Annotated in this window: 19 protein-coding genes; 14 read left to right on the forward strand and 5 right to left on the reverse strand. The window is 59.6% G+C overall.

The genetic code is table 11. The features are described 5' to 3' along the window. The first annotated feature begins 300 nt into the window (after positions 1 to 300). Positions 301 to 822, forward strand: coding sequence for a DUF1269 domain-containing protein (locus LB545_RS15155; protein ID WP_140499392.1), 522 nt, complete (start codon positions 301 to 303; stop codon positions 820 to 822). 85 nt (positions 823 to 907) lie between these two features. Continuing rightward, positions 908 to 1,252, forward strand: coding sequence for a hypothetical protein (locus LB545_RS15160; protein WP_224618819.1), 345 nt, complete (start codon positions 908 to 910; stop codon positions 1,250 to 1,252). A 31-nt stretch (positions 1,253 to 1,283) separates the two neighbouring features. On the opposite strand, the gene LB545_RS15165 is transcribed toward LB545_RS15160, so the two are convergent. From LB545_RS15165 to LB545_RS15175, 4 genes are all read right to left on the reverse strand, one after another. After that, on the reverse strand, positions 1,284 to 2,312 hold the full coding sequence (locus tag LB545_RS15165; RefSeq protein WP_411971085.1) for an AI-2E family transporter: 1,029 nt from the start codon (positions 2,310 to 2,312) through the stop codon (positions 1,284 to 1,286). A 147-nt stretch (positions 2,313 to 2,459) separates the two neighbouring features. Beyond that, a complete protein-coding gene (locus LB545_RS31205) occupies positions 2,460 to 2,774 on the reverse strand; it encodes a YMGG-like glycine zipper-containing protein (RefSeq protein ID WP_348641017.1) in 315 nt (104 codons plus the stop codon). Between the two features lie 197 nt (positions 2,775 to 2,971). Next, positions 2,972 to 4,216, reverse strand: coding sequence for an arginine deiminase (locus LB545_RS15170; protein ID WP_140559915.1), 1,245 nt, complete (start codon positions 4,214 to 4,216; stop codon positions 2,972 to 2,974). Between the two features lie 18 nt (positions 4,217 to 4,234). Further along, a complete protein-coding gene (locus LB545_RS15175) occupies positions 4,235 to 5,668 on the reverse strand; it encodes a basic amino acid/polyamine antiporter (RefSeq protein ID WP_140499399.1) in 1,434 nt (477 codons plus the stop codon). 265 nt (positions 5,669 to 5,933) lie between these two features. On the opposite strand from LB545_RS15175, the gene LB545_RS15180 reads away from it, so the two are divergent. Further along, positions 5,934 to 7,364: a basic amino acid/polyamine antiporter gene (locus LB545_RS15180; protein ID WP_140657542.1), complete on the forward strand. Its 1,431-nt coding sequence runs from the start codon at positions 5,934 to 5,936 to the stop codon at positions 7,362 to 7,364. On the opposite strand, the gene LB545_RS15185 is transcribed toward LB545_RS15180, so the two are convergent. Continuing rightward, entirely contained in the window at positions 7,361 to 8,416 is a 1,056-nt protein-coding gene (locus LB545_RS15185; RefSeq protein ID WP_140657544.1) for a helix-turn-helix domain-containing protein, read from the reverse strand. The genes LB545_RS15180 and LB545_RS15185 overlap by 4 nt on opposite strands. 471 nt (positions 8,417 to 8,887) lie before the next feature. On the opposite strand from LB545_RS15185, the gene LB545_RS15190 reads away from it, so the two are divergent. The 11 genes from LB545_RS15190 (at position 8,888) to LB545_RS15240 (ending at position 22,685) form a co-directional block, all read left to right on the forward strand. Then, complete coding sequence (locus tag LB545_RS15190; RefSeq protein ID WP_140623463.1) at positions 8,888 to 10,081, forward strand: succinylglutamate desuccinylase/aspartoacylase family protein; 1,194 nt, start codon at positions 8,888 to 8,890, stop codon at positions 10,079 to 10,081. A 79-nt stretch (positions 10,082 to 10,160) separates the two neighbouring features. Next, entirely contained in the window at positions 10,161 to 11,603 is a 1,443-nt protein-coding gene (locus tag LB545_RS15195) for a metal-dependent hydrolase family protein (protein WP_140499405.1), read from the forward strand. A 266-nt stretch (positions 11,604 to 11,869) separates the two neighbouring features. After that, entirely contained in the window at positions 11,870 to 12,451 is a 582-nt protein-coding gene (locus tag LB545_RS15200; protein ID WP_140559917.1) for an HdeD family acid-resistance protein, read from the forward strand. A gap of 15 nt (positions 12,452 to 12,466) precedes the next feature. Beyond that, entirely contained in the window at positions 12,467 to 13,600 is a 1,134-nt protein-coding gene (locus LB545_RS15205; RefSeq protein WP_140556215.1) for an efflux RND transporter periplasmic adaptor subunit, read from the forward strand. Further along, positions 13,597 to 16,758, forward strand: a complete 3,162-nt coding sequence (locus LB545_RS15210) for an efflux RND transporter permease subunit (RefSeq protein WP_140559918.1) — start codon at positions 13,597 to 13,599, stop codon at positions 16,756 to 16,758. Before LB545_RS15205 ends, LB545_RS15210 begins: the two co-directional genes overlap by 4 nt. Before the next feature lie 238 nt (positions 16,759 to 16,996). Next, positions 16,997 to 17,704 carry an META domain-containing protein gene (locus tag LB545_RS31015; RefSeq protein ID WP_181172733.1) on the forward strand — a complete coding sequence of 236 codons (708 nt, stop codon included), beginning with the start codon at positions 16,997 to 16,999 and terminating at the stop codon, positions 17,702 to 17,704. Between the two features lie 18 nt (positions 17,705 to 17,722). Beyond that, on the forward strand, positions 17,723 to 18,904 hold the full coding sequence (locus LB545_RS15220; RefSeq protein ID WP_140559920.1) for an alpha/beta hydrolase: 1,182 nt from the start codon (positions 17,723 to 17,725) through the stop codon (positions 18,902 to 18,904). Positions 18,905 to 18,942: 38 nt separating this feature from the next. Beyond that, positions 18,943 to 19,650, forward strand: coding sequence for an MgtC/SapB family protein (locus LB545_RS15225; protein ID WP_181172734.1), 708 nt, complete (start codon positions 18,943 to 18,945; stop codon positions 19,648 to 19,650). 62 nt (positions 19,651 to 19,712) lie between these two features. Beyond that, positions 19,713 to 19,913, forward strand: coding sequence for a hypothetical protein (locus LB545_RS15230; RefSeq protein ID WP_140499417.1), 201 nt, complete (start codon positions 19,713 to 19,715; stop codon positions 19,911 to 19,913). 110 nt (positions 19,914 to 20,023) lie between these two features. After that, positions 20,024 to 20,962, forward strand: coding sequence for a helix-turn-helix domain-containing protein (locus LB545_RS31020; RefSeq protein ID WP_140674440.1), 939 nt, complete (start codon positions 20,024 to 20,026; stop codon positions 20,960 to 20,962). A 652-nt stretch (positions 20,963 to 21,614) separates the two neighbouring features. Next, on the forward strand, positions 21,615 to 22,685 hold the full coding sequence (locus LB545_RS15240; protein WP_140499421.1) for a helix-turn-helix domain-containing protein: 1,071 nt from the start codon (positions 21,615 to 21,617) through the stop codon (positions 22,683 to 22,685). Positions 22,686 to 22,716 lie beyond the last annotated feature (31 nt).

Genomic DNA, 22,716 nt, shown 5'->3' on the forward strand with positions numbered 1-22,716 from the left:
CCTGGACGTCGCGAACGGCCGTCGATCCGCATGACCGGGATCAGCCACCCCTCGCGACCAGCAGCGCGGCCTCTCTGATCACATAGGAGAAGTTCGGGCGGCCCGGACGAGAATTCGTCGCGACAAAGCCGAGCGCAACGGACGAAGCGGCCGACAACCAATGTCGAGACCGCAGGCTTGCCAGTCGGACAGGCAAGCAAAATGAGACGTGCTGCACACTATTCGGATTTCCGGCTCAATCTTTCACCTTCTAGGATGTGTATTACGTCCCCTTGGAAAGTCTTAGCCTAGGAGGGCCCCATGTCCGATCTGATCGTCATCGTCTATCCAAACGAGGCCAAGGCTGAAGAGGTACGTCAACGGCTCATAGGACTTCAAAAGGAATACGTTATTAAACTTGGCGACGCGGTTATTGCCACGAAGACCGAGGCGGGTGCGATTAAGCTCAATCAACTTGTGAATACGACGGCGGCAGGCGCTGTATCCGGTAGCTTCTGGGGCTTGCTTATCGGTGTTCTCTTCCTGAATCCGCTGATCGGGCTTGCGGTCGGCGCCACCTCCGGAGCCCTTGGCGGCGCTTTGACGGACGTGGGTATCAACGATGCGTTCATGCGCGATCTGTCAGCCAGCATCCAGCCTGGGGACGCTGCCCTGTTCGTGCTCGCGCACGAGATGACAGCGGACAAGGTGCTCAAGGAGATCCAGGCCTTTGGCGGTGTGGTGCTTAAGACGTCGCTGGATGAGACGAAGGAGCAGGTTCTGCGCGATGCGCTTCAACGCGCTTCGGCGATGGCCGGCCAAGGCGCGGCCGCGACCGCCTGACCGCGGTCACGGAACATCCCGGAATCGGAACTCTGCTGGTCGGCAAGGGCGATGGATGGCCGGATAGCAAGTGGGCGATGCAAGCATGTCCGGCCTTGAGACAGCGGCCCTGCTTTTGATTGAAGCCATCTGCGGCGCGGGCGGAGCTTTCGCTACGACCTGGTTTTGGCGCATGGCTGCGCTGGGTTGGAAATCTGTCGCGGCGGCTGGCGTCGTGGGGGGACTGGCCCTGACAGGGCTGGCCGGTCGGATTCCCGCCTTGGCAAACTTCGTCGGCAACGTCGAAAATGCTATCGATGCCACCGCTCGTGGTGGCGGCACCCTCACGCCCGGCGTGCTGATTGGCGTCGGCATTGCCGGCCTTCTTGGCGGCATCCTGTCGGTTTGTATCATCGGCCTCGTCCGGGGCGCGGGATCCGGACGTCGCTAGGGGCGCGGCCAATCGAATTTCCTGGCGGCAATCACGCGTTTCCCCGATCGGCGGACCCAAGCAACTGAGCGATCCAAAGGGTCGCCGACGATTGCGAGCAAAAAGTAACCAGCGCGATGGTGATGGGCACACCTATGAACGCGCCGAACACACCCCAAAGAAACGACCAGAAAAAGACCGAAAACAGCACCACAAAAGGCGACATCGCCAACACGTAACCGGCAACCCGCGGTTCTATGTAGCTGCCGATGACGAACTGAATGATGTTGAGGCCGGCAAAAATCGAGACGGCGGCCTGTGGCGATCCGAACTGCGCGAGCGCGTAAAGCGTCGGCAAGAATGTCGCGACGAACGGCCCGATAAACGGAATATAGTTCAAGGTGAAGGCGATAACGCCCCACTCGGCGGCAAACCGCAGTCCGAAAGCCGCCGAAAGCGCCCAGACCATCGAACCGGTCGCAAGGCTCATCAATGTCCGAACCAGCATGTAACGTCGCCATTTCGATGCCGTCTGACTGCTGCCGTTGATCAGTGCGGCCGCCGCCTGGGCGCTCAGCGCTACACGAGCATTGCGAGCCGCCGCTTCAGCGTCGAGAAGACCCAGAAGCACGTAAACGACGACAACGATCCAGAACGAGATCACGGTGTTCAGCCTTGCGGTCACGCCTTGAGCTATCCGCACGAACCAGCCGACATTGAAATGCTCGGCCCAGGCGCCGGCCATCACGACACCGTGCCCTTCCAACCACTCGGCGAGTTGACTGTAGAGTCCTTGAAAGCGGGCGCTGTCGGCGAGGACCGATCGGCCAATGCGGCCAAAACCCCAACTCGCGATCGATGCAAAGGCGAAGAATGCCAGGACGACGACACAGACGACTATCGCCAGTGCGATCAGCTTTGGAAGAAGCCGCTGCAGGTTGCGCTGCAATGGCCACACCAGCGCGATGAGGAAAAGAGCGCACACGACTGGCGCGAAAATTGAGGCAGCGGCCTGCAGCGCCCATATGCCGGCGATAACCGCCAGAATATACGTAGGCGCAAAGAGCGTTCGCTTCGCCATGGTATAGTCTGTTCCCGGCCGGCTGGATGACGTTACAGACAACTCCGAAATTGGTCCGGAAGCTTGCTCAGCGCCCAGACCAATGTTCATCGATATCGCTTTACCAGCTCGATTCATGCTGAATAAAGCTGATCTTACGCATCGCGCCTAGCACCGTTCTGTGATGGGTCGACCCTGACGATCGCGAACCGTGTGGCCCCAGCGATCACGAACCCAGCATTCGCGATGATGCGCGCGCGGTGCCGTCGCAGCGCCGACCACAGCCCCTGTGCCGCCACCGACCGCCGCGCCTACAAGGGCACCTCGACTGCCGTTTGCAAGGCCGCCGATGACCGCACCCGTTCCGGCTCCTGCCAGCGCCGTGCCTGCTGTTCGCTGTTCCGTGGCAGTACAACCCGCAGCCATCAGAGCCAAAGCAGAAACAAATATAATACTTCTCATGATTTCATCTCCTGGGTACATTTACATCCGCTCGCCAACAACGAGCATTCCGTCCAAACAATGCCGATTGTTCCTAAAGGATTGGGAGCGACTCCAACGCTCTATGAGCAATTCTGGGGTAGACGGTCTTTATGTGCTGGAGGCCGTCCGGCAGGCATGGCCTTCAGACTATTTGGGGGGCCGACCGGCCGCCTGTACCGAGCCTGGCCGGATCGCTATCAATAGTCGACCGCATCACGAATGATGGGACATGTCATGCAATGACCCCCGCCTCGGCCACGGCCGAGCTCCGCGCCTGAGATAGTGATGACTTCTATGCCTTCCTTGCGCAGCAGCGTATTTGTGTATGTGTTGCGATCGTAGGCAAAGACGACACCAGGCGAGGCGCAAACCAAGTTGGCGCCGCTGTCCCACTGGGTGCGCTCGCGCATGTAGTCGTTGCCGCCGGTTTCAACGACGCGCATCTTCTTGAGACCAAGCGAGTCACGCACCGTCTCAATGAAACTGCCTTTGTCCTTGTGGAGTTCGACGCCCCCCTTGCCGTCAGGGCGATAGGAGAATGCGTCAATGCCGTTGACGATGTCCGGATACATCAGCACGCAGTCACGATCGGCAAACGTGAATACCGTGTCGAGATGCATCGCCGCGCGCAGCTTAGGCATTGCGGCGACGATCACACGTTCGGCAACTCCTTTCTCAAACAGGGCCGCCGCCACTTGGCTGATAGCCTGGCGCGAAGTGCGCTCGCTCATGCCGATAAGCACATTGCCCTTGCCGATAGGCATGACGTCCCCACCCTCGAATGTGGCAAGCCCCCAATCCCTGGTCGGGTCACCCCACCAGACATTGACCTTGCCGGCGAAGTCCGGGTGGAACTTGTATATCGATGTGGTGAGGATGGTCTCCTCGTGGCGCGCAGGCCAATAAAGGGCGTTCAGCGTCACGCCGCCATAGATCCAGCAGGTGGTGTCCCGGGTGTAGAGCGTGTTGGGCAAAGGCGGCAGCAGATATTCGTTGACGCCGGCCGCGTCACGGATCAGCGCCAGTTGTTCGCCGCCGATGCTTTCCGGGAATTCGAAGGTCGACAGCCCGCCGATCAGTGTTTCAGCGAGGTCGCGATTAGAGAGGCCGTCGAGATAGGAGCGGACCTCGTCGATGAGGCCGAGGCCGACCTGGTTCGGTACGATCTGCTGGTCGAGGATCCACTTCTTGGCTTCCGGAATGGCGACCGTCTCGGCGAGCAGATTGTGCATCTCGACCACCTCGACGCCCCTGTCGCGCATCTTGGTCATGAAGTCGAAATGATCGCGCTTGGCATTGTCTACCCAGAGCACGTCGTCGAAGAGGAGTGCGTCACAATTGCTGGGTGTCAGCCGCTGGTGGGCGCGGCCGGGAGCGCACACCATGACCTTGCGCAACTGACCAACCTCTGAATGAACGCCGAATGAAGTATTGTTTGTCATGACCTTCCTTCTTTCTGTTCAAGGTGCGATGGCGCCCGTCAGCAGCCCGTAGGCTCCGATCAGGCCAGCGATGAGCGTGACGGCGAACACGAAGAGTTCGGCGAGCGTGAACAGCTGCAATTTCTGCTCGCGCCGCGCCCAGACGTAGAGGATAGTTCCGGGCGCGAAGAGGACGGCAACAAGCAGCACGTATTTGAGCCCGGCGGCGACGAACATGAAGACCGTGTAAATCGCCGCGATCCAGGCGAAGATCTGGTCGCGGCCGCGCTGATCCGGCGTCTTTTCATAGCCAACGCCGCTACGAGCGAGCAGGATGCCGTAGCCAGCCACGAGCAGGTAGGGCAGCAACGCGGTGACGCTCGTCATGTCGAGCATGAAGTTGAACGCGTCCCGCGACCAGTAGGTGGAGATCACGAAGAGCGATACGACGATGTTGGTGAGCCAGAGTGCGTTAGCGGGAACCTTGTTGCCATTCTGCGCTGCGAAGAGCCTTGGCATGTCCTCCGACTTCGCCGCCGCGAACAGCACCTCGGCGCAGATTAGGGACCAGGCGAGATAGGCGCCGAGCACCGAGATCAGAACGCCGATCGAGATGAAGACCGCACCCCAGTGACCGACGACCGCTTCGAGAACGCCGGCCATCGACGGCTGCTGGACACCGGCGACAGCCGATTGCGGCAGAGCCGCGTAGGGCAGCAGCGTGACCGCTACCATCAGGCCTGTGACGCCGACGAAACCGAGAATCGTCGCCGTACCGACGTCGGAACGCACCTTGGCAAAGCGGGAATAGACGCTGGCGCCCTCGATGCCGAGGAAGACGAAGACCGTGATCAGCATTGTGTCGCGCACCTGGGCGATCAGGGACTTCGGCGGCATGTCCAAGCCGCCGAAGAAATTCTCGCGGAACTGCCCGAAATGAAAGAAGAAGATCAGGAGCAGGATGAAGACCAGGATCGGCACGATCTTGGCAATCGTCACGACAGTATTGATGAAGGTCGCCTGCTCGACGCCGCGCAGGATCATGAAGTGGAAAGCCCAGATGCCGATCAACGAGACGATGATGGCGATGGCGCTGCTGCCGTCCCCAAAGATCCCGGGAAAGAACCGCCCCAGCGTCGAGCCGATGAGCACCCAATAGAAGACGTTGCCCAGGCAACTACCGAGCCAGTAGCCGAAGGCGGACAGGAAGCCCATGTAGTTGCCGAAGCCGGCCTTGGCATAGGCGAAGACGCCCGAGTCGATGTCTGGCCTCTTCTCGGCCAACGCCTGGAACACCCGCGCCAGCATGTACATGCCGGTTCCCGCAATTGCCCAGGCGATGATTGCGCCGAACGGACCTGTCGCAGTCGCGAACCGGCCAGGCAGATTGAAGATGCCCGCGCCGACCATCGATCCCACAACCATGCTGGTCAGCGCAAACAGCGAAAGCTTCTGATTTTCGTTTGAAGTCATAAACCGCTCTCCTGGCTGCGCGAACCAGAGTTCGCGATCAGACGCCTCGCCGACACGTCTCGGTCCAGCAAGGTTATGTCTGATCAGAAGCAGTAAATGCGAATATCGGCAACCGGTTAAACGAGCCAAGGCAAAGGTTTTGGACGTCAGGTATACTAGTGGGATTTTATGCCAATCACGTGGGCGCCAGATTCGAGATAGGTTGCAGGCGTAACAATGAGGCCGCTGGACCGCCGTCCGCCAAGGAATTGTTGATCCAAATTCAATGAACTCGACCGTTCAGCAAAAATTCTCGATATGGACCCTGACGGCTATGGTCGTCGGTTCGATGGTCGGCGCGGGCATCTTCTCTTTGCCGCAGGCTTTTGGTCGCGAGACCGGTCCGTTCGGGGCCATGATCGCTTGGGCCATCGCTGGCGTCGGAATGCTGATGTTGGCCTTCGTCTTCCAGACCTTGTCGGTTCGCAAGCCGGACCTCGATGCGGGCGTGTATGCCTATGCCAAGGCCGGCTTTGGCAACTATCTCGGCTTCCTCTCGGCCCTCGGTTACTGGTCTGCCGCCGTTCTCGGCAACGTTTCCTATTTCGTGCTGATAAAGTCGACGCTGGGGCTTTTCTTTCCTGTGTTCGGCGATGGCAATACCATCACGGCGATCGTCATTTCCTCGATGCTTCTGTGGATCGTACATTCGCTGATCCTGCGGGGCGTCAAGGAAGCGGCGGCGATCAACACCATTGTCACTTACGCCAAGATCATTCCGATCTTTCTCTTTATCATCTTCGTTATCTACGGCTTCAGCGCCGATGTCTTCACGGCCAATTTCTGGGGCGGGGAAGAAATCAGCGTTGGCAGCATCGCGAGCCAGGTTCGCGGGACCATGTTGGTGACCGTATTCGTCTTTGTCGGAATCGAAGGCGCGAGCGTCTATTCGCGTTACGCACGCAACCGCGGGGATGTCGGGGTCGCGACGCTCCTTGGTTTTCTCGGCGTGCTCTGTCTGCTTGTGCTGGTCACCATTCCCTCCTACGGGATCATGCTTCGTCCTGAACTGACAGCGCTGCGCAATCCCTCCATGGCCGGCGTATTGGAAGCGGTGGTCGGGCCATGGGGCGCCAAGTTCGTCAGCTTCGGCCTGCTGATCTCCGTTGCCGGTGCCTATCTGTCCTGGGTGCTGCTGGCCGCTGAAATCCTGTTCACCGCATCACATCACCAGACAATGCCGCGCTTTCTTGCGTATAAAAACAAGCATGGCGTGCCGTCGCGGGCGCTCTGGCTGACCAATACGGTCGTGCAGGTTTTTCTGGTCCTGACGCTTTTTGCTCAACAGGCCTTCAGGCTCGCTCTTGAGCTGACCAGTTCCATGATCCTCATCCCATATCTTCTTGTCGCCGCTTACGGGGTCAAGCTCGCATGGGGCGGCGAGAGCTACGAGAACGACCCCGTAGCGCGGCGTGTCGACTTCGCAAGGGCGGCGATAGCATTGATCTATACGGCCGGTCTCATCTATGCCGCCAGCGCCAAGCACCTGCTGCTTTCGGCCGTCATCTACGGACCGGGCACGATCCTCTTCGTCATGGCTCGGAAGGAGCGGGGGCAGAGGGTGTTTACTCCCGCCGAGATGGGGATGTTCGTCGTCGCCGCACTTGGCGCGGTCGCGGCAATCTACGGCATCCTTGCCGGCGCCATCGCAGTCTAGGGCCCAAAGCTGTTTCGCAGCAGAAGACTACTCAGCGTGTGCGCCCTGCTGTCAGGCTGGCTGATCTGCTGCGAGCTCGTAGCCTGGGCGCCTTGCCAGCCTTCCACGCGTGCCTCCTTTGGCGTAATGCCGAATTCCTTCCTGAACATCCGGCTATACGCCGATGGATCCGTGAAGCCCCAATCCCCAGCAATGGCGGAGATCGGGCGCCCATCCAAGCTGTCGGAAAGTATATCGCGTGTCTTGAGCAGGCGTTTGTGGCGAATATAATTCGAAACACCTCCGGCCGGTTCGAATATCCGGTAGAGGCGAGAGCGGGACACACCGAGTGCGCGGCAAAGCCTGTCGGATGCCAAGGACTGATCATTCAAACTTTGTGCAATGATTTTGGCAGCGCGCTCGGCGATCACGGCGTCGATCACACGCTTCGCCTCGGTGATGCGGTCATGTGATGGCGACACGCACGCAGCCAGCAGATTGGTGGTGGCAGTGGCAATGTGCGACACATCCACGGCCCTCAGATCGGAAAAGGAACGGTGCAGCAGAAGCATGTAGTCTGCCAGGAGTCTTTTCGACTCCTCACGTATTTCAATCCTGGACGATTGGATGAAAGGCAGGTCGCGTGGCAGGAAAACGGCAAGGAGGGCGTCGTTCTCCATCACGCATTCGTAGGGCTCTGCAAAAGATTGCAGGGTCGTTCTCACGACCTGCCAACTTCCAGGAAGCCTGCCCTTGGACAAGGGCAGGCTCAAATACCAATTGTCCACCGAAGGGTTTTTCAAATGCCGCCAGCGACAGCGGTAGCCACTGCCAGGCAATTCGAGGAACATGACAGCCAACGTTCCCAGATCCCACACTGTTTCATGTGCTGGAAACGAATGGCTCCGTTCTTGCATAAGTTCAGTGTCGGCAACGCCTTGATACCAGGTTCGAAACAGGTCGAATTGCTTAGCAGGTGGTGCCGTGGAGGTATCGATGTCGACGGCGCATTGCAGGGACTTCTCGGCACCTGCTCCTCCAGATAGCCCGGCGGCATGAACCATAGCATCCATAGCAACTATCCGTCTTTGTTGGTGCAACACGGGTTATTGCAAGAACATTAGTTCATTCTAATATATACAACTCCGGCAAGCAATGTTGAAGGTGGATGTAATACCCTGTCTACTACCAGCATAGAAGCATGTTAATCAATCGTTAACATGCCATCTGGCCCATTTGAGGTATCCACCAGGAATTCGTGAACTGGGCTTAATTGTACCCGACGGAAGTTGTGGAGGTGGCTGCGTGATATCCGAGGCTTATCAGACCGGTTGTGGTGGCTCTCAACTCAGTATGCAAGGCATCCCAATCATAGACCACCAGTCCATTTTTCTTGTTGGAGGCTGTACTCCCTGAAATGTCTTGTGGGACTAATGCCCGGATACCACGCGCACAACGGGAATAGGTAAGGACGATCTAGCCGCCCTCGCAGGCGTCACCGCGAGATCTGCAGCATGATCCTCATCGGCAGGGACCACACAGCCATGGCGCATGAAACCAGCGAGGGCCTCGGACGTCGCGACTTCATGATCGCATCGGTCGCTACCATCGGCGCTGCCGCTGCGCTCATGGCCGGGCCGGCGCAGGCGCAAACGGGCTCGGCACCTGCAAGCGCGTCTCCCGCAGGGACGTCGGGGACCGTCTATACCGGCGATGTCATCGACGGAAAAAAGGTCATCAGTTCGCTTGACATCTCGGATCTGAAACCAGGCAAGCACAGCCTTTATTTCCAGGGCGTACAGATGCCGACGGGCCAGCACTGGTACGTCTCGGTGATGGTCGCCAAGGGGGCAGCCCCAGGCAAACGACTGGGGCTGATGAGCGGCGTGCATGGCGATGAAATGAGCCCCATTCAAACCGTGCAATCCGTAATGCGTGAGCTCGATCCGGCCGCGATGTCGGGATCGGTGATGGCGGTACTCGACATTTCGCGCCCCGCAATGGAAGGCATGGAACGGAGATGGCCGAATTCGGGGCGCGGGATCGACCTGATCGACATCAATCGGTTGTTCCCTGGCAACGAGGACGCTCCCGACGCGCCGACGCGCCACGCCGGCCTGATATTCAACCGGCTTCTGCGGTCAAACCTCGACTACGGGATCGATTTTCATACAGCCGCCACGGGCATGGACGCGACGGCGTTCCACCTTGCGCGCATGGATCTCCCCGAAGTGCGGGCGATGGCGGAACTCTATCCGGTCGATCAGATTTTCGACAACTTTGGCGAGCGAGGTCTTCTCGCCAATGCCCTCATCGATGCCGGCATTCCCGCCTTCACGCCCGAGATCGGCAAGCCGCGGATCTTCGATCACGACATGATCGCCCTGTTCGTCGAAGGAACGATGAACGTCATCAAGCACCACGGAATAATTTCAGGCCCTATCGGCAGAACCAGCAAGGATTCGAGCGTTTTCGTCGCGGACGGCATGTTTCCCGTCACCGCGACGCATGGCGGTTTCATCGAATTGTTGGTCGAACTCAATGAGACCGTTCGGCCCGGACAGAAAGTTGCAGTCCAAAGGAACACCTTCGGGGAAATCGTCGCGGAATACTCCGTGCCTCTCGGCGGCGAAGTCGGCGCCAGGCGGACCGATGCAACAGCGGAGTCGGGGACTCCGATCGTATTCCTCATCTTTGACAGCGCCAATCCTGTCGGCGGCGATGTGTTGGTCGAGTAACGGGACCTGAAATGACAAGAACCGCGACACGAAGCGCCGTCCGGCAGGTGTCAGTGTCGCTCAACCGAAAGCAAAAGACATGCTGCGGCTAGGCTCGAAGTACGGTCACCTCGTTCACAGTTCTGGTTGCGGTTGTCTCAATCCCGATCTTCAACGAGTCTCTCGTCGTCTGGAGGCCTTTTCCAGGCGTAGTTTTCTCTCCGGTTTCGGGGCTGCCGCCATCGCCGGGGTGCTGACAAAGCCGTCCTTCGCGCAGACGGCCGCGCCCCCTTCCAAGATCCTGTTTCGCGAAGTCCGGCTATTCGACGGCAAGTCGGGTACGGTGAAGGACGGAGCGCAAATCCTGGTGGAGGGCGGCAGGATTTCCGGAATCGATATGACGAACGCCCCTCCCCCGGAGGACGCCACCGTCATCAAATGCCGCAATGGCGTCCTCATGCCAGGGCTCATCGACGCGCATTGGCATGCGATCTTCGCGGCGGTCCCGGTCAACATCCTGCTTAACGGCGACCCGGGGATTATCTTCGCAGCGTCCACCGCCGAGGCGGATCGCACGCTCAGTCGCGGCTTCACCACCATACGCGATCTGGGAGGTCCCTCCTTCTCCTTCAAGCAGGCTATCGACACCGGGCTGATCCCTGGCCCGCGCATCTATCCCTCCGGCGCGATGATCACGACCTCCGGGGGCCACGCCGATCTTCGCCTGCCAAGCGAGATTCCGCGCGACGGCGGCAAGCTCAGCAAAGGTGAACTCCTGGGGGGAGCGGCCATCGTCGACGATATCGGCGACCTGAAGATGCGGATCCGGGAGCAGCTTCTCCAAGGCGCGTCACAGATAAAGTTGGTGGGCGGCGGTGGCGTATCATCGCCCCGCAGTCCGCTGGACATCGTCACCTTCAGCGAAGAAGAGCTGCGGGCAGGCGTCGAGGTGGCACAGGATTGGAGCACCTACGTTACCGTGCACGCCTATACGTCTCGCGCGATACGACGCGCGCTGGCAGCTGGGGTGCAGTCGATCGAGCACGCGCATCTGATGGACGAGGACACGGCGGCGATGATCGCCGAGAAGGGCACATGGCTAAGCACCCAGCCCTTCCTGACGGCGGAGGACACCGGCCCGCTGACGGGACCTAGCGCCGACCGCGCCCAGGAGCTTTTCTCAGGGACGCCGAGGATATATGCCTTTGCTCGCAAGCATGGCATCAAGACGGCCTGGGGTTCCGACGTGCTGTTCTCGCCTGCGTTGGGTCCGCGCCAGAGCATGATGCTCACGCATTTGGCCAACTGGTACAAGAACGCCGAAGTCCTGCAGATGGCCACCTCCGGCAATGCCGAACTGCTCGCACTCTCCAATCTGCGCAACCCTTATCCGGGCAAGCTCGGCGTCATCGAAGAAGGAGCTTTCGCGGACCTCTTAGTCGTGGACGGCAACCCGCTCGACGACATCCGGCTGATCGAGGATCCAAATAAGAACTTCGTCGTCATCATGAAGGACGGCCGGCTTCACAAGAGCACCCTTTGAGAGTCAGCGGAAAACCGTATGCCGCCTTCACTTCCCAGCAATCAGTTAATCCGACACGGCCTCATGGTCCTGACGAAGCAAGGCCGCGAGAAAATCTCGACTAGGCAGTCGTCGTCATCGGGAAATCTCGCCGCGAGGCAACCAGACAGGCTCCTGACGCTCCGTCCGGCAGACTTCTTCCTGATACTTTCCATTGAGCGCTCTCGGCTCTCTTCTCTGCCCGCAGGGTGCGAGATCGATATTTAGAACCTGCATGGAACGGGGACATGCCAGAAAAATCGGATCACCCACCTGCAACGCCATATGAACGGGCCGAAATCGAGCAGGGCAAGTGGCGCAGGTTTCTGCTCTTTGGGCTCCTCCTGCTTGCGGGCGGCGTGTTTTCAGTCGCAGTTCCCAGCGTTTCCAATTTCGCATCCAACGTCGTGTTCGCCGTGGCCCTGATGGCAGTCGGCGTCATCAAGGTCATCCAATCGCTCTGGATCAAAAGTTGGGTGGGCTTCGTGTGGCAGGAACTGACCGGCTTCTTCGAGCTCATCGGCGGCATCATGATTTACTTCAATCCTATCAAAGCATCGGCCGCAATATCACTGTTCATAGCGTTTGTACTATTTGTCCACGGTGTTCTTCAATTAATCATCGCCGCTGAAGTCAGGAAAATCGGCGGCTGGTATTGGTTCGCCGTTTCCGGAATCGTGGCCATATTCGCTGCTTTCTCCATACTGCTGAAGTGGCCGATCGTCAGAGAGATGCCGACTGGCTTGGTGGCCGGATTTTCCATGATGATTGCTGGACTGGCGTATCTCGTCATTGCCCTGAGCGTGCGCAGGACGAAGATTTTGTCTTGAGAGCAGGATCCGACGATGATGAAAAGCAATTTTGACTTTCGAGCCAGGGTCGTGGCGGCCGCATTGCTAGTCAGCGTGGGCGGCTTCGCGGGAGCGGCACGTGCGCAGACCGCGGCGACGGTGCCAGTGGTCGTGCAGAAGGTCCAGTCCGGTCCGGCAAACGCGCCGCTGACATACAACGCGCAGGTCGAGGCGATCGATGCGGTCGACATTCAGGCGCGCGCGTCCGGCCTGCTCAAGGAGATCAGGTTCTCCGAAGGCCAGCACGTGAAGGAGGGCGATCTGCTTTTCGAAATCGAGCCGGATCAACTGTCGGCGGCGGTAATGTCCGCACAGGCGCAGGTGGCCAGGACCGAAGCCACCCGCAACGCCGCGCGACAAAGCCTCTCACGCGCCAGGGACCTGCTCAGCCGCAGGACTATTTCTCAGGCCACGTTGGATGACGCGCAGGCTGCATTCGATGTCGCCGCGGCGGATGTTCAAAGCGCCAATGCAGCCCTCAATACGGCCGAACTCAATCTTTCCTATGCTCAGATCAGGTCTCCCATCAATGGCACCATCGGCCGCTCCCTGGCGACGCGCGGTAATCTCGTGGGGCCCGGCTCCGGATCATTGGCGCGCATCGTACAACTCGATCCTATCCGCGTCGCATTCTCGATCGCTGACAGCACTTTGGTCGACATCAGGCAGAAACTTGCCGGTGGCCAGAAGATCGATGCGAACAAATTCCACCTGAGTCTGTCTCTCGCCAACGGCACACAATTTGCTTTGCCGGGGCGGGTGCAGTTCATCGACAACGAGGTCAATCAGCAGACCGGTACCGTCGCTGTCCGCGCGCTGTTCCCCAACCCCGACCACATTTTGGCGCCTGGCCAGTTCGTCCGGCTAACAATCGTCGACGAAGAAGCCCGGAAATTGCCGATGGTGCCGATGGCGTCCGTTCTTCAGGACCGCCAGGGCAAGTTCGTCTTCGTGCTCAACGACAACAATACCGTGACCAGGCAGGCGATCACGACCGGTGCGCGCATCGACAATCGCTGGGCGGCGACGAGCGGATTGGAAGGCGGCGAAACGATCGTCGTCGAGGGCCTGCAACGCGTTTCCGATGGTCAGCAGGTCACCCCCCGCGAAGCGGAGGGTACGCAATGATCTCGGACCTCTTCATCAGCCGCACCCGGCTCGCGATCGTCGTCTCGATCATCATTTCGATCGCCGGCGGGATCGCGGTGTTTTCCCTTCCCATACAGCAGTATCCGCAGATCACCCCTCCAACGGTGACGGTGTCGGCCTCCTATCCGGGAGCAAGCGCGGAAGTCATCGCCGACGTGGTGGGCGGCCCGCTGGAGACGGCCATCAATGGCGTGGACCACATGATGTACATGTCGTCCACCAGCTCCAATGCCGGCCAATACACGCTATCGGTGACCTTCGAGGTCGGAACCGATCCCGAGACAGCACAGATCAACGTGCAGAACCGCGCTCAGCTGGCGATCTCGCGCCTGCCGGCAGCGGTCGCGCAGCAAGGTGTCTCCGTGCGTGCCCGCTCGCCGGATTTTATCCTCGGCATCGCTTTCTATTCGCCGGACGACAGCCTCGATGCGCTGGCGATCACTAATTTCATCACCACGACCGTCGCCGACACGATATCGCGCGTGCGGGGCGTCGGCGAGGCTTCGGTCGCCGGGGCTTCGGAATACTCGATGAGGGTGTGGCTCAACCCGCAGCGCATGGACGCGCTTAGCCTGACGCCCGACGATGTCTCGGCCGCCATCCAGCGGCAAAACATCCAGGCGACGCTCGGACAGGCCGGCGCCCCCCCGCAGGCGCAGGGCTCGGAGCTGCAATACACTCTGGTCGCGCAGGGGCGGCTGAGAAGCGTCGAGGAATTCGGGGACATCGTCGTGCGCACGGGCTCGGCGGGGGCCAAGGTCTACCTGCGCGATATCGCGCGGCTCGAGCTTGGCGCGCTAAGCTATGCTTCGAGCGCCAGCTTCGCCGGACACGCCTCGGCGATGATGCAGATCAACCAGTCGCCCGGCGCCAACGCCATCCAGACCGCGGCGTCGGTCCGCGCCGAACTGGAGCGCCTCTCGTCACGCTTTCCCAAAGGCATGCAGTATCACATCGTCTACGACGCGACCCGCTTCGTGAATGCCAGCATCTCGCTGACGGCCAGAACCCTGCTTGAGGCGTTCCTGATCGTTCTCGCAGTCACCTACGTCTTCCTGCAGGATTGGCGCGCCATGTTCATCTCGGCGCTTGCCATCCCGGTTTCCATGCTCGGCGCCTTGGCGGTGCTGTTTGCCGCCGGCTATTCGCTGAACATGATTTCTCTTTTGGCGCTGGTGCTGGCGATCGGCCTGGTGGTGGACGATGCCATCCTTGTCGTCGAGAACGTCAAGCATGTGCTGGAGGATACCCCTGACATCGCGGTCGCCGACGCCACGCGCAAGGCGATGCACCAGATCACTGGGCCGATCATTTCCACGACCTTGGTGCTGCTTGCCGTGGTGACGCCGACTGCGTTTCTCGGCGGCATAGGCGGCCAGCTCTACCGGCAGTTCGCCGTGACGCTGTCTTCGGCGCTGGTGATTTCCTCCTTTGTCGGATTGACTCTAAGCCCGGCGCTGGCCGCACTGCTTTTGCGGCGCGATGTGGGCCATTTCAAGCGTGGCCCGCTGGCCTGGTTCACGGCATTCATGAACAAGACGCGCGACGGCTATGGACGCCTCGTCGGGTTTCTGGTGCGGCATTGGTACGTGCCGGTGGCGGGATTGCTTGCCTGTTTTGCCGCCGCCTATCTGATCTTCACCGGGCTACCGTCGACTTTCCTGCCCGACGAGGACCAAGGCGCGCTGTTCGTCGACATCCAGTTGCCCAATGCCGCTTCGCTCGACCGCACGAAAGCCATCGTGGAGGACGTGCGCAAGATTCTGACCGACACCGGAGGCGTGCAAGACGTCATCACGGTTGCGGGGTTCAGCATCCTTCAGTCGACGAGTTCGCCGAGCGGCGCAATGGCGGTCGCGGCGCTGAAGCCCTGGGACGAGCGCAGGTCCAGCGAACTGCAGCTCGCCGGCATCCTGCAGGCGCTGCGGATGAAGTTCTCCCAAATTCCGGGCGCGAACGTCGCCGTGTTCGCGCCGCCGGCGATTGCCGGCATCGGCTCGGTCGGTGGCCTGGACTTCCGCCTGCAAGCGCTTGAAGGACAGCCGCCACAAGAGATCGCGCAGGTCGTCGGCGCCCTGCTTGGCGCCTTCAATCATCTGCCGGAGCTCGGCGGGGCCGCCACCACCTTCAGCGCCAATGTCCCGCAGGTCTATGTCGACGTCGACAGAACGCGCGCCGAAGCGCTTGGGGTAAGCGTGTCGGACGTCTATTCCACCATCGGCGCGGCCTTCGGATCGCGCTACGTAAATGATTTTACGCTCAATGGCCGCGTGTTCCAGGTCAATCTGCAGGCCGATGCCGATTTCCGTGCCCATGCGGAAGACATCTTGAACCTGCATGTGCGTAGCCGGAACGGCACCATGGTGCCCTTGAACAATCTGGCGTCGTTGACGACGATCCTGTCGCCATTCGCCATCCAGCGTTACAATCTCTCGGTCGCCGCTCCCATAAACGCCATTACCGCACCTGGAAGCAGCAGCGGCGGCGCCATGGACGCGATGGAGAAGACAGTGGCCCAGCTGTTGCCGAATGGCTATGGCTTCGAGTGGTCAGGCCTGTCGTTTCAAGAGCGCCGCGGCAGTGGCCAGGAGGGGCTGGTCTTTGCGCTGGCGTTCCTCTTTGCCTATCTCTTCCTTGTCGCCCAATACGAGAGCTGGTCGCTTCCGTTGATCGTCATCCTTTCGCTCGGAGCGGCTCTCTTCGGCGCCATAGCGGCATTGAAGGTCTTCGGGTTGCAGAACAGCCTCTACGTGCAGATCGCCATCGTGCTGCTGATCGGGCTGGCGGCGAAGAATGCCATCCTGATCGTGGAATTCGCCAAGGAGCGGCGCGATGAGGGACTAAGCATAATGAAGGCGGCGCGGATCGGGGCCGAGCAGCGCTTCCGGGCCGTCATGATGACCGCGGTTTCCTTCATCCTCGGGATCATTCCTCTTGTCGTGTCGACTGGTGCCGGTGCGGGCGCGCGGCGGGCTGTTGGCGTCACAATTTTCGGGGGCATGGCCGCGGCTACGACTATTGGCCTGTTGATCATCCCCTCCGTCTATTTTGTCGTCCAGAAAGCAACCGAGTATCTGTCGTCCCGGCGTCGGGGAGATCGTACGGAACGCCTCGATACGATCGAACCATCACATTGAGGTTCGTCCTCGCCAAAGGGCGGTCGAAATGGCCCGCGGCAACCATTTATATTCTTGGAATCTCAATTCTTGGCTTTGCGTCCATTTTTTCGCCGAACGGACTCCTTCTCCGAAACGCGACGATGGACTGAAGACCGGATGTAGGTACATTCGGCGCAATATTTGGCGAAGTTGCCCCCAGAGGCCGGTTTCCGGGCGGCCTTCGAATTCAGTGACGCATCGTCTGGAGGCTGCAACCGTGAGTCCAAAGTCCTGCTCATCCTTGGCGTTGGCCGCTTTGCTCGCGGTGTTGTCGCTGTACGCCACCGCAACGAGCAATGCGGAGGCTGCCTCGTTGGCTGCACGCGGCAACGAACCCGGCTGGCAAATCAGCATCTCGGACACCGCGCTCAGCTTTAACGCCTTAGGGGGCGAGACCTTCACAGCTCAGCCGGCTCCGCGTCCCACAAGGCAAGGCGACGCCGACACCTATCTGGCGACGGTAGACGGCCGGCAACTCGCGCTGACCATCGCTGCCAAAATATGCGTCGATACCATGAGCGGAATGCCATACCCCCAAACCGCGACCGTCATCCTTGGCGACCGGAAATTTGAAGGCTGCGCCGGAGAGCCGGGCGACCTCCTTCACGGAGATTGGCTCGTGGACGAGATTCGAGAAGAAACCACGGTCGCGGGTTCGAAACCCACCCTTGCCTTCGAGCCGGATGGACGCATCCATGGGAATGGTTCGTGCAATCGGTTCTTTGGCGGCTTCGCCTTGACCGGAGAAGCGCTGACGATCTCGGAAACCGGCTCGTCCAGGATGATCTGCGATCAGCCCCTCATGGATCAAGAGCGCAATCTTCTGGAGGCACTCGGGTCCGTCCGTCGCTTTGAAGCCCCACAGACAGGACGAGTGCAACTGTTGGACAAGGATGGCCAAAGGCTGGTGAGTTTACGAAGATAAGCCGGCGCGGCCAGCAGCATGCAGAACCCCGCAGGACGATTTGTGTTGGTTATCTCGCTGGCATTGCTGGTGCAAAGCTGCGCCGGTCCAAGAGCCGTGACGGGCCTTGCCTCGCCTGTACAAATTAGCAACGAAATGTCGGCTATTTCCTTCCTGATCGCCACCACGCGCACAAGGTTCCCCACCTCCGAACCGCCCTATTCGCGGGATCGTTCCCCGACGTTGAGTTTTTCGCAGTTGACTGTCGTCGTGCCGGCCACACACTGGCCGGGCGTCGTCGAGACGTCATCGACATCACCCGATCCGAAGCGCCATTTTTCCGCTCGTGATCTTGTCCGCTTCGAGAACAGAGCATCCTTCGCAGGTCGGTTGAACGGGATGCTGGCGAAGCGTCCGCCTTCGGAGCGCGAGGTGTTTATCTTCGTGCACGGCTACAACAACAATTTTGCCGAAGGCCTGTTTCGTAATGCCCAAGTCGTCCACGACTACCGCATCTCCTCGGTTCCGGTTCATTTCTCCTGGGCGTCGGCGGGATCTATCGGCGCCTATCTTTTCGATCGCGATAGCGCTCTCCAGGCGCGGGACGGCTTGGCCGAAACGATCGAAATCGCAGCTCGATCGAACGCTAGCGGTGTTTTCATCGTCGGCCATTCCATGGGCGCGTATGTCGTAATGGAGGCGCTTCGCACCCTTGTATTGCAAGGTAAGGCGGCGGTTACCTCAAGAATCCGCGGCGTCTTGCTTGCCGCGCCCGATATCGATCCAGATGTCTTCAGCAGCCAAGTCAGGGACATACCCCAACTGCCGCACCCCTTCACGATCGTTGTCTCTCGGCGAGATCGCGCCTTGAGCCTGTCGCGGCGCATTGCAGGTGGCCAGCCACGAGTCGGCAGTGGCTTCGATATCCCGCTCCTCCAGAAAAAGGACATTCAGGTTATCGACATTTCCGACGTGGACGGCGGCGGCCACAGCGGCTTTGCAACGTCGGAAACACTGATGAAGCTGTTGAGGTCCGGGCCCCTGCTGCGCCGTCTCATCGTGAACGAAGATATGCCGGTCGAAGACAAAGCCGAAGAGACCCGGCAGATCATCTTCGATAACGCCTCCCTCGTTCTCCATCTGCCGCTCACAATCCTGAAGCGGTCGGCATCCCGGCAATCCGTGTCCCAGCAGCCGGCGTCCGAGCTCGGCGCCATGTGATGAAAGCCCCTGCATTTTGAATCAGACGGAATGAACATTTGGAAGCTGAAGTCGCGATAACTCAATCAATCCTGCTGAAGCTTGTGCTTGCGTTGCTGCTCGGCGCGCTGATCGGTGCGGAACGCCAGTACCGGCAACAATATACAGGACTTGTGACGCACGCGCTGGTCGCACTGGGCGCGGCGGCATACTCCTCGCTGCCGGGCGCTCTTGGCTCAGGTCTCGATCTTAGAATGGGGGCTCAGGTCGTAACCGGCATTGGCTTCCTTGGCGCCGGCCTGATCATCAGGGACGGTTCCAACATAAGAGGGTTGAGTACGTCCGCGACGATCTGGAGCACTGGCTCTGTCGGGGTCTTCGTAGGCTTTGGCTTTCTGCTGCTGGCCGCGGAAACCGCAATGCTCATTATTATACTCAATTCGCTTCTTCCTAATTTCTCAAGATTCTTTCGAAGGCACTCTCAGGAACAACCTGCCATCGAATACACGTACACTATAGAGATCGTATGCTCACGAGATAATGTTTATTTGCTCAGATCGATTCTGCTTCAGACCATCAATACAAACCTCCTCCGCCTACGCTCCCTTAACAGCCATCCCATCAATGAGGGCGACGCCATGAGAATAGAAGCAACGTTGTTCAGCAACCGTGATGATGCGCAATCAGTCGAACGCGTCGTCGCTCACCTCGCGCTCGACTCGAATGTTCAGTCGGCTTCCTGGGAGCCGGAAGAAAAGACCGAATAGAGCGAAAGCCAGAAAGACCCTCGACACCACCTCGAAACGTCAAATTTTAAGGAGCTGCTACAATGGAAGGAAACACCAAGGCCTTGTTGGCAAACAAATTGATAGCTATCGGCCTCTTGCTCATAGGCTTTCTCATTTTTGCATCGGGCTATCGCTATGGCTCTCCATCGAGCATCATGGTTGGCTGTCTTCTCTTTGCTATCGGAATCATTCTTCTGATTATAAAGATCGCCCGCAGAAACAAGCCGGACTCGGTTGCTTGACTTATCGAGTTGGACGAAAGCGATCGCGTCCAACTCCAGTCCGGACAAAAGACTTGGAGAGGCCCTCGTTGTTGGAGGCTCCTAACTGGTACGCCCGCCAGTATAATTCCGTGGTCGCGCGCACCCGCGAGTCCGATCCCGACGCGGAATTCCATATCCAGCAGATTGGCGAGCAGCGCCATGCATCGAGCCTTGCAACGATAGACTATGGCGACGCGTTCGTCCTCGATTTGCGGGACAAGGGTGGCATCGCCATGTCCGGGGCGATCAATGACGATGCGTTGACGGCGGTGTTCCTCTGGGGCGAAGGCACGACCTTCAACGGACAACGGAGTGAAGTACCGCAGTTGCGGATCATCGGCCCGGGAACAGAATTCAAGCTGGAGATGCCAGGAAGCTATCGCCTCATGCGGATCGGTCTGCGTGGGTCCGCGCTCGAGTCTCTGCGCACGGCATCAGCCTCCCACCTGGGCCAGAGGACCGCGCTGATGCCAGGGATACATGAGCAACGCCTCACGGCAGGAGCCGAGCTGGAGCTTCAGCAGAGGCTGCTGCGAACCGTCGGGTTCGCGGAAGCTGCAGCACAGCGTGGCTATGACCTAAGTGCCGGCCTGGCTGTTGCGGCGAGCGAAGCGGGCGCCGCGCTCGCGCGGGTGCTTTCCCTCACGGAGCAACCATCCCCCCGCGCCCTCGGCTCCAGCGATCGGCGCGATATCGTTGATGCCACCCTGGCCATTCTGGAGGCAAGGCCTCATAGCCCTGTTTCCATCAGTGCAGTCTGCGAGGTACTGGGCATTGGCGAGCGAATGTTGGAGCGCGCCTTTCAGGAACGTCTGGGAGTCAGCCCTCGAGCTTACGAGCGGGAGCGGCGGCTTCGGGCCGCGCACGGCCTTATCCTGACGCAGGGCGATCGCCTCTCGATCACCGACATCGCCATGAGCTTTGGTTTCTGGCACCTGGGCCGTTTCGCTGGAGCCTATACGTCAATCTTCGGATGCTCCCCCAGTGAGGCGCGTCGGCGCTTCTGGAGACACGCAGCACCAGACTGATGGGATGCTCAAACCTGCCGATCCGAGGCTGGTTAACGCGGTGCCTCAGGCATTTTGATCAGGATGGGAAGACGATGAAGCCGTCGGCTCCTGTGGACGGAGGCAGTCGGCAGAAATGCCGGATCCCCCGCGGTCGGCGAATCCTAAAGCCAACGACACACCTACGCGTAGGGCCTCATCACAGCTATGTGCAGCCCGCATTCGGCCTAGTTGCCTACTGAACCACCCCTTTCCGAGAGCTTTCGGGCACTCCGTCGGAAAGTGGATAGAAATTGGTTGGCCGTCAGGAGATTCTGATGGCGCGACCTCAGTGGGGCCGCAACAAACCTTCCGACCGGTTGGTCGCAAGCAAGAGAAACGCAAGGTCACTCCACATGGCGCGCTCGGCGCCGATGAGAATGGCCATAGTCGCAAGGGTAAATACGATGCGAAAACGCTGTCCCAGCTTTCACGAGAAATAAACGCATTGTCTACGTTTGGGATTCCTAGCCCACTCTAGGGGAGCATCTCCGGCTTAAGATTGCCTCAAAATCAATCTCATCCGCGGCGGCAGGTTGAGGGGTGTTTTATTGTCGGTTTCCTTGCGGGAAACGGCCTGCCGACCTCTTGATCTGCCTATACTTCGGCGTCTCATGTACGACAGGAGTTTGTTATGGACGCGAGAGTAACCGCTGCCGGCATTCCCACCGACCCTTTTGCGGATGAGCCTCTAAGATGCGCCATCGACGTAAATAGCTTGTCGGCACCCCCAGCCGAACAGTTTGATTTCTATCGATCATGGTTTGCCGGGGTTGCCGAAATACAGCTTCTTCGGGCCGAGCACGCCGTGTTCCCGGCTCGTCATCAGGTATGGCAGTTGGGCGATCTGGCGTTGAGTTCCATCGAAATCCCAGGCTCCGGCTACGAGATACAATGGGAACATCGCAGACGGTCCCTGTTGGATCACTGGATGCTGTCCGTGCCGTTCTCGCAGTCTGCTGCCGGCGAGATGATATCTCGTCGGCCCCGCATGAGGTGTCTGGCCTTGCCCGATGTTGGAGTGAGCAACGATGATCTGTTCATCACACTGTTTCTGCCCCGCACATGGCCGGCAACCAGATCATCGAAAATCGAAGCCAGCGACGAGGCACTGGATTTTCTTGCGCACTACGCCGTTCTGCTGCACCGCTCACTTCCTCATTTGAGAGAAGCGGATCTGCCCCATATCGTCACCGCGACTGCCAACATTTCCGCGGCTGCTCTTATGCCGACAAAAGATCATCTGGCAGAGGCGCAAGGGCCTGTGAACGCGGTGTCTGCCGCTCGGATTGCCAAGCGTATCGCAGAGAGGTTGAGCGATCCCGACTTGACGCCCAACAAACTCTGCCGCGCGGTCGGTGTCTCACGCTCCCGTCTCTACCGGATTTTCGAGCCGGTGGGCGGTGTGTCCAACTATGTGCGGCGCAAGCGGCTGCTGAAAACGCGCGACGCTCTAGCGGACAGTTCGGACAGGCGAACGATCTCCAGCATTGCCGAAGTATGGGGCTTCCAAGATCCGTCTACCTACAGCCGGATGTTCAAAACAGAGTTCGGCATCTCTCCAAGGGAAGCGCGCGAACTCGGGTGGCAGGGCGTCAAGCATTCGACCTGGCTGACTGTGGATGAGCCCCTCGCGGATGCTGGCATCCTGAGCAACCTTCTGATCAACAATTCATTGGGATTGTCCCTTTCTTCAAGACAGTGACGGATTCCTGGCAGAGGTCGGGGCGCCTGCA

The organism is Mesorhizobium sp. BR1-1-6, from assembly GCF_020165355.1.
Taxonomy (GTDB): domain Bacteria; phylum Pseudomonadota; class Alphaproteobacteria; order Rhizobiales; family Rhizobiaceae; genus Mesorhizobium.